We start from the raw sequence: 15187 nt of genomic DNA on the forward strand, positions 1-15187 counted from the left end.
ATTGTGGCGGTTAGTTTGGGCTGGTGAGTGTATCCAGAAGGGATAGTTGAAGTCGGTATATACAAGGACGGGAAGCATTTTTTGTAGTTTATTCTGTGTATCCATAGAATTAAACGAGGGAGGGGAGTCCTACTTTAAACGGAGCATGTGTGCAATGAAGAATGCGAGACGAAAAAGTTGTATGGTGTGAGGGCTACAGCTTTCCATAAAAAAGCCCTCCCCAGGCACCAGGGAGGGCAAAGACGCATTTACAGCGCATACTACGGTGTTGTGGCGGTTTTAATTCTTAACGCAACAGGCTAAGTACGTTCTGTGGTACCTGATTTGCCTGTGCCAGTACGGATACCCCAGCTTGCTGGAGAATATTAGAACGGCTCATTGCAGAGACTTCGACTGAGAAATCAGCATCTTGAATACGTGAGCGTGCTTCAGTTGTATTGATTACCGTTGTATTCAGGTTGGCGATAATTGAACCGAAACGGTTCTGAATTGCTCCCAGATCTGAACGGAAGTTATTCACAGTGGTCATCGCGTCATCCAGTTTTGCAAGGAGGCCGTCTGCGGTATTCCCTGCGGCCGCACGCCCAACAGCACTCAGGTCAGCGGCAGATGCTCCCGTAGTCGTGTCGGTAGCAGTACCATCGTTAGCTACAGTAAAGCTTTTAACTGTACCCGTGTTGTCAACTGCAAAGAACTCGTTGGCATTGCCACCCTTAGCTGAGTAAATGGTCATTCCACTTGCAGCGGCCGCGTTCCCAAACAGTTCGGTGGAAATTGTATCCATCTTAGTTGCATCAAGAGCGAACTCGGCACCCGCGTCATCTGTGATTTTTCCACCCACCGCGACAGTAGTGATGCCTGTCAGATTGCTGAGGCCATTTTGCAGAACATCGGCATCAATTTCTGACAGTTCGGCACCTAAGACTGCTGAACCTGTCTCATATTTGCCGTCGACGGGAGTGTCAACTTTAATTTCGACTTCATTAGCTTTGCCAGTAGAAGTATTGACTGCATATAATTTAGCATTCGCACCATCGCCGTAAGTCATGAGCTTCATCTCACCAGCGGTGATACCTAAATCAGTTTCAATTTCAGTCAACTCTGTTGTAGTAGCCTTCCAGGTATCTCCATTGCTTAAAGCAATAGTGTCGCCATCAGCGATAGCGGTGCCGGCTTTGGTGAAATCTGATTTAGTAGAGCCGGAAGAAATTTTGCCAAACTCAGCTTCAAAATCATCCAGCTTTAATGTTTCAAGATCGGTTTTAGTCAGATCGATATCGATGGTCTGGCCATCTTTATCACCGATTTGAATGCTCAGCTTCTCCTTGGAGCCATCCAGTACATTGACGCCGTTAAAGTTGGTGGTTTCAGAGATTCGTTTGATTTCATCCAGACGTGCGGTGATCTCTTTCTTAATAGACATACGATCGTCTTCAGAGTTGGTTCCATTTTTCGCCTGCACAGTCAGCTCACGAATGCGCTGTAAGTTCTCGTTGACTTCTTCCAGTGCGCCTTCAGTCGTTTGCGCAAGAGAAATACCATCGTTCGCGTTACGGGCAGCCTGAGTCAGACCACGAACTGAAGAGGTAAAACGGTTAGAGATTGCCATCCCTGCAGCGTCATCTTTAGCGCTGTTAATACGCAGACCAGAAGACAGACGTTGAATTGCTGTGCCGAGAGACGTCTGCGATTTGTTCAGATTGTTCTGAGCCATTAAGCTTAGGGAGTTGGTATTGATGACCTGGGCCATATCTATATCCTTTTAATAATGAGAGCTAACGGCATTTGCCATTTAAATATGCGGTTCGTATTGCGCATACTAAATTCATCGGTGGAAATTAGAATGACTTAATTATTTTTTTGAAAAAAAATCAAAGCGTCGAATTGCTTTCATTTTCTTCGCTAATTGCTGACATTGTTATAAGTGATAGATAGATAAATGCACAAATATGAGTTTAGTGATGTATTGCATTGTTGAGTGTATTGTAAAGAATTAACATTAATTTCCGAATCCCCGATAGTGTTTATACATCCATCATTTAGATAAAGGAATCTAACACATGGCTTCATTTTCTATGTCAGGTCTGGGTGGGTCTGGACTCAATATTGAAGATATGATTGCACAACTGAGTGTAGCCGAGAATAAAAAGCTTAACCCTTATTTACAAAAGCAGAGCAATTACTCGGGACAAACTTCTTCGTGGGGAAAAATTTCCAGCGCACTGGATGCGGTGAAATCGAACCTTACTAAATTGCAAGATGAAGGGTTTAATGGCGTTAGTATTGGCACAAACAAGGCCTTTAACGCGACAGCGAGTAAAGGTGCGATTCCCAACAGTTACTCGGTGGAGGTTGAGCAACTTGCGAAGGCGCATAAAGTAGGTACTGCAGCACAAGCCAATAATGACACGCAGTTAGGTGATGGAGCGGGTCTACGAAAAGTTGTGATTTCCACAGGTGAGGGTAAACCTATTGAAGTTGAGTTGAAAGATGATGAAACATCTCTCGTTCAAATTGCTAAAAAAATCAATGCGAAAAATGGAGATGTTACCGCAGCGGTAATGTCTGCTGAAGGTGGAAAATATCAGCTCGTGCTGACGTCCAAAAAAACCGGTGAAGATGGGGAGATTAGCATTTCCGTAGAAGGGGATGACAAGCTGGGAAAGGTGCTGAACTATAAGCAAGGTTCCTCCGAACCGATTAGCGAAAATAGTGCGCGAGAGATAACTCCTGCTAAGAATGCCATCATATCTATTGATGGAACGAAGATGGAACGTAGTACCAATACTATCACTGATGCAATTGAAGGCATCACGCTTGAGCTTCGTGAGGTTTCAGAAAAAGATCCTGATGATGCTACAAAGTTTAAACCTGAAACCTTGTCTGTTACCGCAGACACTTCAAAGGTAAAAAGCCTAATCGAAGAGTTTGTGAAGGTATACAACAATTACCTAAACACAGCAGCCACTGCCAGTGCTTATAAAGAGCCAGAAAAAGGTAGTGGGGGGCAGTTGGCACAAATGAATCCTTCAAACGGAGCTTTGTTTGGCGATGGTACTCTGCGTCGTCTAACCAGCGAAATGAAATCGGCCATCTCTGGTAGTTACGGTGATGCAGACGATTTGCTGAAATCTCTGGGGTCAATTGGAATCTCGGTCAAGTTTGAAGAGGCCAAACCCGGAGAGGAACGCAGCGGAACGCTAGGTTTACTGTCTATTGATAGTAAAAAGTTAGATGAGGCGTTAAAGAATAACCCAAATGATGTTGAAGCCTTATTCCTGGGTAAGGGAGCAGGCCAAAGCCTTAAGGGCGCACTAGAGGATGTGTTTAAAAACTATCTGGGGGATAACGATTCAATCCCGAAAACAGAAGGGACTATCTCAACGGCCATTAAAGGACTAAAAGAACAAGGTTCCAGGGTGGAAAAACAGATATCTCGTATGCAGGAAAGAATTCAAGATAGTCTTGATCGTAGCCGCAAAGAGTTTCAACGCCTCGATTTAGCAATGACAGAAATGAATAATATGAGTCAGCAGTTGCAGTCAGCACTGCTTGGTATCATGGGGTAAAGGCACTATCTGGTTATTTAAACAACCTAACAGGATTCGATGATGTATACCATATCAGGTAAAAATGCGTACACGACGGACTCTCTGGATAGTCAGATTGCCGGCGCTACGCCACACCAGCTTATAGTTCTTCTCTACGATGGAGCAATTAACGCTATGCGTCGTGCAGAAATTTATTTTCATTCTGACAATGTGGCTCGTCGTGGTGAAATGATCTCGAGGGCCATTAATATTATAGATAATGGTCTTCGTGCCAGCCTCAATCATGATATTGGTGGCAAGATTGCTGCTGATTTGGAGCGATTGTACGAGTATATCTCCCGTAGTTTATTGGAAGTTAATCTTAGTAAGTCGGGTGATAACCTTCCCCACCTGATATTACTCATGACCGAGATGGCGGAGACGTGGAAGGCGGTCAGCCCGCAATATGTTAAGGAAACACCATGACTTCTGAAACCATCAAGCATATTGATCATATGCTTGAGCATAATACCCGAGTGCTTCACATGGCGAAGGCAGAAAAGTGGGAAATTTTTGCAGATGAAATTGAAGCATATGCCGCAGGTATGCGTTCGCTTTGTGAAATGGAATTGGCATTTTCTGTACACGAAGACAATGTGAATGTGTATGACAATCTCGCTTTACTGCTGGTTCAACAGCGGTCCCTGATGGAAGCTATTCAGGTCCGGATTGACGAAATTGGTGTAGATATAACAAGATTACGAAAATCTCACTCTTCCGCCCTGGCTTATTATACAGTCTAATGTTCTTGCTGCAATTTTCATATGTATTGGTAGTTTCTGTCATGTAAACAGCACACCTCTCTTTTGTCGGAGAGGTATGCCTGTAGAATGTCTAAAAAAAAGCTCGCCATGGGGCGAGCAAAATTTGAGGACATCCAGGTGTCTGCTCAAATACTAATATCATACTTATGACCAATCGAGGCCTGTTTTGAATTTCCAGCCGGATCATAAAGTATGTCAAGATAACCAGTGTGTTCAACCACTTTCAGCATGTGCTGATTTTTTTTCATATGCTTTTGCAAAAGAGTTTCAATTTTTACGTTAAGTTCTTTTGTATTATGAACTCGTTCGCTTATTAAATTCCAGCATGTGAATAATTTACCATGTTGAGAGTAAGGAGCCCGCATAGAGGAAAGTAGTTCTTGTCGATGACGTATCTCATCATAATATTGGATGGAAGATAAAAGCTGGCTTTTATTATCTGACAGTACCTGTAGGGAAACAGGGTTGATTTTGGCACGGCTAAGCTGATTGATCTCTTCAATCATGATAGCTTCCAGCTCATCCAGAGAGGTTTTCATTTGCGCCAGTATCGGGTACAGCTTATCCATAGTTAGAAAAATCCTACCGTTATTAAAACTCATAAAGTTTCTGTACAAGCGCCTGAGCTATTTTTTTGGGGTCAATAAGCAATTCATTATTCGCTAGTGCTGTACTGATTCTTTCAACATTGATATGGTCAATATCATGACTATCATCGGTACGGGTTTTGCTGACAAAAGAGTTCAGTGTGACTTCTGTTTTGCGATCTTTTACGTCTATTGTGGTGGCATCTTTTTCCAGGGGCAATGTGTGATAGCGTACCTCCTGGCCAGAGATTAAGTTACTTGTTTGTGCGCTTGCTTGAGTTATGTCTACGCTCATAATGGTCCTCGCCGGTAATCATAGTGTGTCGCCTATAAGTTAACGATCGGTGTTTTACAAAAAAACTAAAATTATTTTTGTAAAAAGATGATGACTTCTCCATCTGAGTTAACTTTTCCATTCACAATTCGTCCCCCTGGCGTTTTGACTTTAACCACACTATCAATTGTTGCGTTGTTTAGTGCTCTTGCCTGGCTACGTATACGAAACCCGGGGCCACTAGTAACAAGTTCCACCGTTTGCCCTGTCCGGAGTAGCCACTGCTGACGCAAAAGGCTTCGTAGCATTGGTTTGCCTGCAGTAAGCGAGCGGGTTAAACGCTGTCCAACAATATCGTTAGCATTGAAGACAAGCCCGGCAGGCTGGTTGTTGAGGTTGCCGTTCACTGGTTTTATATCACTTTGTTTTACGATTTCTCCGGCGTTAAGGTTTTGGCTGGCAACCCACCATGTACCATGAGCACAAATGCGAAATGGCAGATAGGAAGTATGCTTTCCACAACGAACCGCGACAGTACGCTTGCCGGTAAGCCGGCTGTCGTTTCCTGTTAGTTTTAATTCGGGGTTATCACACAATGTCTCAAGTTGATGTTGGGAAGCAAGAAGAGTGACGGTTTTGGTGATGTTACTGCTATCACTGCCAGGTTGATTTATCAATGCTTCAAGTTTTAGTATTAATCGCTGTTTTAAGATTGCTGACGAAGGTGCGCTTGCCTTCAGCGTCAATGGAAAAGAGTAAAGCAGTATTGAAATGACTAAATACGTATATGATAACTTCATTATGTTACCTTAATGTAAAGAATAAGAATTTTGAATAACTGGTCTGTATAAATTATATACGTTACTGAAAATATTAAATGGTATAAATGATAGCAGTTTTGTCGGCAATTAATTTAATTGATGGTTTTCTTTATTCGAAACTCTGTTGATTTCGCTAATTAGGCATATTTTTGTTAGGTCTTTGCAGTGTGATATTTTATCAGGGATAGCTAAACTATTGCTGCTTAATAAATCGAAGCAAGGTTCCGGATACATGATAAATAAACTTGATAATGCTTTTCGCTTTCAACAGGAAGCATTGAATTTGCTATCTCAGCGCCAGGATGTTCTGGCCTCAAACATTGCTAACGCTGATACGCCTGGTTATATGGCGCGAGATATAGATTTCTCCAGGCAGCTGAAGAGTTCGATGGAAAATCAATTCGCCACTCAATCGGCAGTATCCATGTCGTTGACTTCAAATAGACATATTGAGGCCAGTAGTATCCCTGTTGATACAGGTCATTTTTTATATCGTGTGCCGGATCAGCCCAGTGCAGATGGAAATACTGTAGACATGGATCGTGAGCGAATAAATTTCGCGGATAACTCACTGAAATATCAATCAAGTCTGACGTTTCTTGGGGCTGATATTAAAAAGATGATGACAGTGGTCAGTCAGGGGTAAATAGAATGTCATTATTTAGTGTCTTTGATATTTCTGGTTCGGCGATGGCGGCGCAATCAAAACGTCTGAATGTCAGTGCCAGCAATATGGCTAATGCAGATAGTGTAACTGGACCGGAAGGTCAGCCGTATCGCGCACGTCAGGTCGTGTTTGAAGCCCAGACAAGTGCAGGGCATCCCATTGGTGGTGTCAATGTTCGGGATGTGGTGGAGAGTTCTGAGCCACATCGCCTGGTTTATGAGCCAGGTAACCCGTTGGCAGATGAGCAAGGCTTTGTACGCATGCCCAATGTCAATGTTGTGAGTGAAATGGTTAATACCATCTCAGCTTCGCGTAGTTATCAGGCCAATGTGGAAGTAATGAACTCCGCTAAAGCCTTGATGCTAAAAACGTTAACTCTTGGACAGTAAGGAGGGGCTATGACGATTTCATCTGTAAATCATACCAGCCGTGCCGGAACCTACGGCTCAGGTAACAGTGCAGCCGATCTGTCGGAACAGTTTATGAAATTACTGGTGGCACAAATGCAAAACCAGGACCCAACTAACCCGATGGATAATAACCAACTTACATCCCAGCTTGCGCAGTTTAATACGGCTGCAGGCGTTGAAAAACTAAACTCATCCATGGGTGGGGTACAGGCGATGATGGCTCAGTTGGGGAGTATGAGTGCCGCATCCTGGGTTGGGCGAGGAATATTGATCGAAGGTGACCCAAAAGTAACTTTCGGCGCATCACCTTTCAACGACGGTGGTGTTACTGGGTCTGATAATTTCAGTTTCTTGTTAGCGGGTGATGCCGAAACGGTAACTGTTACATTGACTGACGCAGAGGGAAATGCTTACACAGCCGAGCTAAAAGACGTTAAGTCTGGCGTAAAGACTTACAACTTAGATGATCTGCAAAACTTCCAGCCAGAACCAGGCCCACCTCAAGACCGAGATTATACCCTCACATTTGACACAAAAAATACAGAGGGTGAAAAGGTCGAAATATCTGGTTTGATTCAGGAACAGGTGACGGGAGTCACTATGACCGCCAATGGCGCAGTTCTCCATTTACTAAATCGCGACCCTATTGCCATGGGTGACGTGGTTGTTATCCAACAATAGTTTGTTTTTACTCTCTGGAATTTTGATATGAGTTTCTCGCAAGGTCTAAGCGGTTTAAATGCTGCTGCCAAAGCGCTGGATGTGGTTGGTAATAATATTGCCAACTCGCAGACGGCTGGTTTTAAAACAGGTTCAATTGCATTTGCAGATATTTTTGCTGGTACAACCGGATTGGGTGTACAGGTCGCTGGTGTTAATCAAAACTTTTCCGACGGTGGCCTGGTAATGGGCAACAGCCAACTTGATATGGGTATTCAAGGTAAAGGTTTCTTCCGTATGGTGAATGAGGGCGGAGGGGTTTTCTACGGTAGGAATGGTCAGTTTAAGCAGGACCAGTATGGGAATATTATCAATAGCACCAATGGTCTCTTTCTAACGGGTTATCAGGCGACAGGTACTCCCCCCGTGATCGCGCCGGGAGCGGCCGTTGGGCCAATCCGTATTCCAACGAATGATATGCCTCCTGCGGCATCTACCTCTGGGGTGCTCAAAGGTAATCTAAAGTCTGACGATACAACCGTTATTACCGAAGCTTTCAAGTTTGATGACCCCAAAACCTACAATTATCAAAGCCAGGTTGAAGCCACCGATAGTCTGGGCAATAAACACACGGTTAAAGTTTATTTTGTGCAGACGGCAGAAGGTGAGTGGAAAGCTTACGCACGAGACGATACCGCACCTGGTACACCAGACGTTACCTCACTTGAGTTGAAGTTTGACAGTAGCGGAAAGATGGATGGTACGGCGATGAGCAGTACAAAAATCTCCATCAATGGTGCTTCATTCAATGGATCAGCGCCACTGAATATCGATTTAGATCTTTCAGATATCACCCGTCGCGCAACTGACAGTCTTGTGAGCGTTGATGAAATAGATGGGCAGGCACCTGGTAAATATCAAAATTTTGTTATTGGTGATAGCGGGGAAGTCGTTGCTACATACAGTAATGGTGTACGTCAGACAGTTGCACAGATTGTATTAGCTGATTTTGCAAATAGCGGTGGGTTAGCCGCAGAAGGGAATAACGTCTGGAGTGAAACACCACAATCCGGGCAACCATTTATCGGTACTTCTGGTTCAGGTAGTTTCGGCTCAATTAATGGCGGAATGCTGGAGCAATCGAATGTCGATTTGGGGCAGGAGATGGTCAATATGATTGTCTATCAGCGTAATTATCAGTCAAATTCCCAGACGATCAAAACGCAATCTGAATTGCTACAAACACTGGTTAACTTGCGATAAAGGTGCCGAATGGATCGCGTAATTTATACCGCCATGAGTGCAGCTAATGCAGCGCTTAATCGCCAGACAATCACTGCCAACAATATGGCTAACAGCACTACTGCGGGATTTCGCGCTCAACTGGCAGCATTCCGTACTGTACCAGTCGAAGGGGAAACTCTGCGGACACGAGCGTTAGTGGTGGAGTCAACACCATTTAGCGACAACTCGCTGGGACCGATTACCCACACGGGGCGGAACCTTGATGTAGCCCTACCACAAAATGGTTTTCTTGCCGTTGCCTTACCTGACGGCAATGAAGGGTACACACGCAACGGCAATATTGAAGTCGATCAGGAAGGACGGATGAGCGTAAACGGGAATTTCCTTATGGGAGATGGTGCACCGCTTGTAGCACCACCGAATTCGCATCTTACCGTAGCGGAAGATGGCTCGATTACTGCTTTGGGAGCGGGTGATGAGCCGACTTCATCGGTCCTTGTTGGTCGTCTGAAAATGGTGAATGCCCAGATTGAGGCATTGGTGCGTACTGATGATGGCTTATTTCGCCCAATAGGCGGTGGGACGTTACCTCTGGATGATGGCCTTCTCCTCAGTCCGGAATCATTGGAAGGCAGCAATGTCAGTCCGGTGAAAAGCATGGCGGAAATGATCGCAAATGCGCGAGGTTTCGAGATGAATATGAAAGTAATTCGTACTGCTGATGAAAATGCTCAAAAAGCCAACCAGTTATTTAGCGTGAGCTAATCCACGAAAGGAGTCTCAAATGATTCGATCGCTATGGATCGCAAAAACTGGTCTGGAAGCACAGCAGACCAATATGGATGTTATTTCTAATAACCTGGCTAACGTAAATACTAATGGTTTTAAGCGGCAGCGGGCTGTATTTCAGGATCTGCTTTATCAAACCGTCCGCCAGCCAGGGGCTCAGGCGTCAGAACAAACAACGTTACCCAGTGGACTTCAACTGGGTACCGGGGTGCGTTCAGTTTCGACCCAAAGAGTTCACTCTCAGGGAGGGTTGAATATGACTGGCAACGATACTGATGTGGCGATTGAAGGCAAAGGTTTTTTTCAAGTGCAATTGCCCGATGGCAGTACTGCTTATACCCGCGATGGGCATTTTGATAAAAATGAAAATGGCCAAATTGTTAATGCGGAAGGGCATCCAATTGTACCGGGCATAATTGTGCCACAGGATGCGAAAGAGCTTCAGATTAGCCCTGACGGCATCGTTAGTGTAACCGTGCCTGGTCAGGCCCAGTCACAGCAAATTGGACAGCTGACATTAGTAACGTTCGTGAATGAGGTTGGGCTTGAAAGTGTGGGCGGTAATCTTTATCGGGAAACACAGTCATCAGGGGCGCCAAATGAGTTAAATCCTGGCATGGAAGATGCTGGCACTCTGAAGCATAAATATATTGAAACATCCAATGTTAACGTGGCAGAGGAGTTGGTCAATATGATTCAGGTCCAACGTGCCTATGAAATTAACAGTAAAGCGGTCTCAGCTTCGGATCAAATGCTACAGCGACTTACACAGCTGTAATGTCCTCTTTCTTACCGCTTCGGGCGCATGCCCGAACGGATAGATGAATTATCTACTCATAATGAATACACAGTTTACTCAAATAGCAGCAGGCCTGACACGTCCTGGGGTTCTTGCGGCCATGTTTTTAGTTAGTGGATGCGCGCACATCATGCAAAAACCACTCGTTAATGGCCCAACTTCGGCAGAGCCATTACAAATGGTGTCTGAAACAGCGAGCGGTTCATTGTTCCAGGTTGGGCAGGCTATGAATTATGGCTATCAGCCGCTGTTTGAGGATAGAAGGCCTCGTAACGTAGGAGACACGCTGACGATTTTGCTGCAAGAAAACGTGAGTGCCAGCAAAAGTTCCTCTGCCACGGCTAATCGAAATGGTTCAGCTGGTATGGGGCTTGCAGCATTACCGGAAAAATTGAACGGCTGGCTTGGGGAAGGTAAGGCTGATTTCCAGGCTGAAGGGAAGAATGATTTTTCCGGTAAAGGAGGAGCGGCAGCACGTAACACATTCACAGGCACTATTACCGTCACGGTTAACAAATTATTGCCAAATGGCAATCTTCACGTCGTTGGTGAGAAACAGATTGCCATTAACCAAGGGACTGAGTTTATCCGCTTTTCTGGTGTGGTGAACCCGCGCACGATTAGCGGTGGAAACACAGTACCCTCAACGCAGGTTGCCGATGCTCGCATTGAATATGTTGGTAATGGATACATTAATGAAGCGCAGAACATGGGGTGGTTACAACGCCTGTTCTTAAATATTTCACCTTTCTAGTACTCATATGAAAAAAGAATCTCTTCTGTGTTTTCTTCGCTTTTTGCTTTGTTGCGTGATGTTCAGTGCACCACTTCTTGCAAAGGCTGAGCGAATTCGTGACCTTGCTACGATTCAGGGGGTGCGCTCAAATTCGTTGATGGGTTACGGGCTGGTAATCGGACTTGATGGGACAGGCGATCAAACGATGCAAGCGCCTTTTACCGGTCAAAGTTTAAGCAACATGCTATCACAACTCGGCATTACTGTACCTTCGGGGACAAACATGCAACTGAAAAATATAGCCGCGGTCATGGTTACTGCTGAGCTTCCCCCGTTTGCTCACTCAGGAGACAAGATAGACGTTGTAGTGTCGTCTTTAGGCAATGCTAAAAGCTTACGTGGCGGTACGCTTTTGATGACCCCATTAAAAGGGGGGGATAATCAGATTTATGCTATTGCTCAGGGCAACTTGCTCATTTCAGGAGCGGGGGCTCAGGCAGGTGGTAGCAGGGTACAAGTTAATCAACTTAATGGTGGCCGCATCAATGCAGGGGCAACTGTCGAGAGAGAAGTACCAAATGACTATGCTAACCAGAAAGTTGTTCGCTTACAGTTGAAAGAGTCAGATTTCTCTCTGGCGCAACAGATTAGTGACAGTATTAATAGTCGTTATAGTGGAGGCGTCGCAATTGCTGAGGATGCGCGTACAGTGCGCTTGTTTGCGCCTTCTGATGCACCATCAAAGGTGAGATTTCTGGCAAACATTCAAGACATACCGGTGCAGGTAAAAGTACAAGACGCAAAAGTGGTTGTTAACTCTCGCACTGGAGCTGTGGTGATGAACCGTCATGTCACGCTTGATTCATGTGCTGTGGCTTATGGTTCATTAACCGTCGAAGTAACCCAGAATAATATTGTAAATCAACCGGATACTCCTTTTGCGGGCGGTGAAACGGTTGTTACACCACAAACCGATATTTCGTTACGGGATAGTGGTGGCTCACTACAGAGTTTGCGTAGCAGTACTGATCTAAATGCGGTTATTCGAGCGTTGAATTCTCTTGGTGCAACCCCGAATGAGCTAATGGCAATCCTTCAGTCGATGAAGAATGCAGGATGTCTGCGAGCGAATCTGGAGGTGGAATGATGAATGCATTGGATCGATTAAATAAACCCGCATTTGATATTCGCTCGCTAGATGGTTTGAAAAAGGATGCCCGACATGCGAGCCCTGGATCCCTAAAAGCAGCGGCGCAACAAATGGAAGGGATATTCGTGCAGATGATGCTGAAAAGCATGCGCGATGCAACTATCAAAGATGATTTGATGAGCAGCCAATCAGCAGACATGTTTACCGCGATGCATGACCAGCAAATAGCCCAGAACATTGCAGGCAGTGGCCAACTAGGTTTTGCAAATATGATTGTCCGCCAATTGGGGGGCGAGAGTGACAATTTCTCAACATCGCCTCCAGCAAAAGACCCTATTTCATTACCAGGGGCAGGAGCAATACCATCTTCTAATTTATCGCGACCGATTATTGGTACCACTCGAACGACAACGCCGGCCTCAGTTGAATCTACACAAGGCGTGCATCCGTTCATTTCCCGTCTGCTGGGACCGGTGAGAGAGGTAGCGCAAAAAAGTGGCTTGCACCCACAATTGATTCTCGCCCAGGCCGCACTGGAATCAGGGTGGGGAAAATATGAAATTCCGACTTCTGATGGCAGGCCAAGCCATAACCTGTTTGGTATTAAAGCGACGGGTAATTGGGAGGGGAAAACCACCGAAGTGGCAACAACAGAGTACATTAACGGTATAAAACGAAAGATGAAAGCTGTCTTTCGCGTTTATGACTCCTACGAACATGCACTTACGGATTACGCGAAATTACTTACTAAAAATCCGCGCTATGCCGGTGTTGCTCGCTCAGCTTCACCCGAGCTTGGAGCAAAAGCATTGCTTGCGAGTGGATACGCGACCGACCCTGCATATGCGAAAAAACTCATCGACATCATTCATAAAGTCAAAGGTGATATCCAAAAGAGCGTAGATACATATAAAAGTGATTTAAATACACTTTTTTAGAAAAGTTGTTTTAGAGAATTCGATAATCACCGAATAATTAAACATGGCATTAAATTTTGAACCAGCGACGGAAGCGGGTTCGGTATCAACAGAATATTTAGGGGCCTTATGAACAACCTTTTTAGCCTGGCCAAAAGCGGTCTGAGTGTCGCGCAATCTGCCCTAAACGTGGTAGGTAGTAACCTAACTAACGGCATGACTGAAACATACAGTCGTCGAAATATCGTAATAGGTGAGTTAGGTGGACTTTCCACGGCAAACGGATTTTATGGCTACGGTGCGAAGGTCTCAAATGTCAATCGTGCATATGATGCTTTTGCTAATCAGCAATTGCGAGGTTCAGTCTCTAACTGGGCATCACTGAATGGGCGTATGGAGCAGTTGAGTGATATTGATGATATGTTGGGAGATGAGTCTGACAATATTTCAGTATCAATGAATAACTTATTTAAATCAATGGCTGCATTGAGCTTAACTCCGGATGATGGCCCAGCCCGATCGGCAGTTTTTAGTTCAATTGGGGTGATGACCCAACGTTTTAATGAAAGCGGAAAGCGTCTTTCAGCTCTGGAAAAAAGTACAAACACGCATATTGAGCAAAGTGTCAAGGATATTAATAGTTTTACCGACCAGTTGGCTGAAGTAAACAAGCAGCTTGAACGAGCTCAAGCTCAAAATAGTACTCCACCTGCAGATCTACTTGATCAACGAGATGCTCTACTTGAGAAAATGAGCGAGCAGATTGGAATTAATGTCACAGAAAATAATATCACGGGCCGTGTCGATGTGACTCTGCAGGATGGACGTCCGCTGGTGTTTGGCGATAGTAGTCACAAGCTGGAAGCATCGCCGTCAAATGAAGACCCGACTAAAACGATAGTTTCGTATAGAGACAGTAATGGCACTTTGACACAAATTGATGAACAAGCGATCACAAAAGGTCGCCTGTCGGGGCTATTCAAATTTAGGCGTGAGGATCTTGAAGTCGCCCGTCATGAGCTAGATCAGATTGCCTTTCAGATCTCAAGCCGTATGAATGAGCAGCATCGTCAGGGATTTGACCCCGAGGGGAATCCTGGTGGGGATCTCTTCTCCTTACCAGCGATAAAAGCTATTGCTAATTCAAATAATATAAGCAAAAACGATCTTGGTGCCATAACAGTTAGCAACTTTAGGGATGTCAGATCAGAAAATTATAGTATTGAATTTGATGGTACTAACTGGAATGTAAATGGCGAAGATGGTCGGTTGGTTAAGCAAATTCCCATGGGGGCTGCGAGTCTTGAATTTGATGGCATCACTATCGACCTTACCGGCATTAGTGCAAGTGCGGGTGATAAATTTTCCTTAAATCCAATGGCCGGTTATGCCGAAGGTATCAGTCGCGCTATTAAAAGTCCGCAGGAGTTCGCTGCTGCTGATCTTTCTGGCAGTGGGGTAGGCAACAACCTCAACCTTGAAGAGATGCTCAAGATCCAGAATGAAAAATTGATTGGTGGCAATACTCTTACCGAAGCCTATTCAAGCTTAGTCGGAAAGATTGGTGCAAATGCCCGAGCAGTTAAGTCGGGTATTACGTCTGCCGAGATTGATCTTGATACCAAATATAACGTAAAGCAGGCACTGTCTGGTGTTGATATGAATGAGGAGACGGTGAATATGCAGATGTATATGCAGTATTACCAGGCAAACGCGCAGATCCTGCAAACTGCCAATACATTATTCGATTCATTATTGTCAATAAAATAAAGGACTTT

The 15187-nt window shown here is 44.8% G+C and carries 17 protein-coding genes; 13 read left to right on the forward strand and 4 right to left on the reverse strand.

Features of this window, described 5'->3' with window-relative positions; genetic code table 11:
• Positions 1-286: 286 nt before the first annotated feature.
• Positions 287-1750: a flagellin gene (locus FDX19_RS16810; RefSeq protein WP_137383592.1), complete on the reverse strand. Its 1464-nt coding sequence runs from the start codon at positions 1748-1750 to the stop codon at positions 287-289.
• 310 nt (positions 1751-2060) lie between these two features.
• Here FDX19_RS16810 and fliD point away from each other — a divergent pair, with 310 nt between their 5' ends.
• From fliD to FDX19_RS16825, 3 genes are read left to right on the forward strand one after another with little or no spacing between them, the layout of a single operon-like run.
• Entirely contained in the window at positions 2061-3569 is a 1509-nt protein-coding gene (gene fliD, locus FDX19_RS16815; RefSeq protein WP_137383593.1) for a flagellar filament capping protein FliD, read from the forward strand.
• Positions 3570-3611: 42 nt separating this feature from the next.
• A complete protein-coding gene (gene fliS / locus FDX19_RS16820) occupies positions 3612-4016 on the forward strand; it encodes a flagellar export chaperone FliS (RefSeq protein ID WP_137383630.1) in 405 nt (134 codons plus the stop codon).
• Positions 4013-4333, forward strand: coding sequence for a flagellar protein FliT (locus FDX19_RS16825; RefSeq protein ID WP_137383594.1), 321 nt, complete (start codon positions 4013-4015; stop codon positions 4331-4333). The genes fliS and FDX19_RS16825 overlap by 4 nt, the downstream gene beginning before the upstream one ends.
• Positions 4334-4479: 146 nt before the next feature.
• On the opposite strand, the gene FDX19_RS16830 is transcribed toward FDX19_RS16825, so the two are convergent.
• From FDX19_RS16830 to flgA, 3 genes are all read right to left on the reverse strand, one after another.
• On the reverse strand, positions 4480-4923 hold the full coding sequence (locus FDX19_RS16830; protein WP_137383595.1) for a flagella synthesis protein FlgN: 444 nt from the start codon (positions 4921-4923) through the stop codon (positions 4480-4482).
• Between the two features lie 22 nt (positions 4924-4945).
• On the reverse strand, positions 4946-5236 hold the full coding sequence (locus FDX19_RS16835; protein ID WP_137383596.1) for a flagellar biosynthesis anti-sigma factor FlgM: 291 nt from the start codon (positions 5234-5236) through the stop codon (positions 4946-4948).
• Between the two features lie 71 nt (positions 5237-5307).
• Positions 5308-6015, reverse strand: coding sequence for a flagellar basal body P-ring formation chaperone FlgA (gene flgA / locus FDX19_RS16840; RefSeq protein ID WP_137383597.1), 708 nt, complete (start codon positions 6013-6015; stop codon positions 5308-5310).
• Between the two features lie 253 nt (positions 6016-6268).
• Here flgA and flgB point away from each other — a divergent pair, with 253 nt between their 5' ends.
• From flgB to flgK, 10 genes are all read left to right on the forward strand, one after another.
• The gene (gene flgB, locus FDX19_RS16845) at positions 6269-6682 is read left to right on the forward strand and encodes a flagellar basal body rod protein FlgB (protein WP_137383598.1); all 414 of its coding nucleotides are present in this window, start codon (positions 6269-6271) and stop codon (positions 6680-6682) included.
• Between the two features lie 5 nt (positions 6683-6687).
• Positions 6688-7092, forward strand: a complete 405-nt coding sequence (flgC, locus tag FDX19_RS16850; protein WP_137383599.1) for a flagellar basal body rod protein FlgC — start codon at positions 6688-6690, stop codon at positions 7090-7092.
• Between the two features lie 9 nt (positions 7093-7101).
• The gene (locus FDX19_RS16855; protein ID WP_137383600.1) at positions 7102-7794 is read left to right on the forward strand and encodes a flagellar hook assembly protein FlgD; all 693 of its coding nucleotides are present in this window, start codon (positions 7102-7104) and stop codon (positions 7792-7794) included.
• 27 nt (positions 7795-7821) lie between these two features.
• Positions 7822-9036, forward strand: coding sequence for a flagellar hook protein FlgE (flgE, locus tag FDX19_RS16860; protein WP_137383601.1), 1215 nt, complete (start codon positions 7822-7824; stop codon positions 9034-9036).
• Positions 9037-9045: 9 nt separating this feature from the next.
• Positions 9046-9783 (forward strand): flagellar basal body rod protein FlgF, encoded by a 738-nt coding sequence (locus FDX19_RS16865; RefSeq protein WP_137383602.1) that lies wholly within the window; start codon positions 9046-9048, stop codon positions 9781-9783.
• Between the two features lie 19 nt (positions 9784-9802).
• On the forward strand, positions 9803-10585 hold the full coding sequence (gene flgG, locus FDX19_RS16870) for a flagellar basal-body rod protein FlgG (protein ID WP_137383603.1): 783 nt from the start codon (positions 9803-9805) through the stop codon (positions 10583-10585).
• Positions 10586-10646: 61 nt separating this feature from the next.
• Positions 10647-11360: a flagellar basal body L-ring protein FlgH gene (locus FDX19_RS16875; protein ID WP_137383631.1), complete on the forward strand. Its 714-nt coding sequence runs from the start codon at positions 10647-10649 to the stop codon at positions 11358-11360.
• Positions 11361-11367: 7 nt separating this feature from the next.
• Positions 11368-12489, forward strand: coding sequence for a flagellar basal body P-ring protein FlgI (locus FDX19_RS16880; protein ID WP_137383604.1), 1122 nt, complete (start codon positions 11368-11370; stop codon positions 12487-12489).
• Positions 12489-13430: a flagellar assembly peptidoglycan hydrolase FlgJ gene (flgJ, locus tag FDX19_RS16885; RefSeq protein ID WP_137383632.1), complete on the forward strand. Its 942-nt coding sequence runs from the start codon at positions 12489-12491 to the stop codon at positions 13428-13430. Before FDX19_RS16880 ends, flgJ begins: the two co-directional genes overlap by 1 nt.
• A gap of 108 nt (positions 13431-13538) precedes the next feature.
• Complete coding sequence (gene flgK, locus FDX19_RS16890) at positions 13539-15179, forward strand: flagellar hook-associated protein FlgK (protein ID WP_137383605.1); 1641 nt, start codon at positions 13539-13541, stop codon at positions 15177-15179.
• Positions 15180-15187 lie beyond the last annotated feature (8 nt).

It is taken from the genome of Citrobacter sp. wls619 (genome assembly GCF_005281345.1).
GTDB lineage: Bacteria > Pseudomonadota > Gammaproteobacteria > Enterobacterales > Enterobacteriaceae > Citrobacter.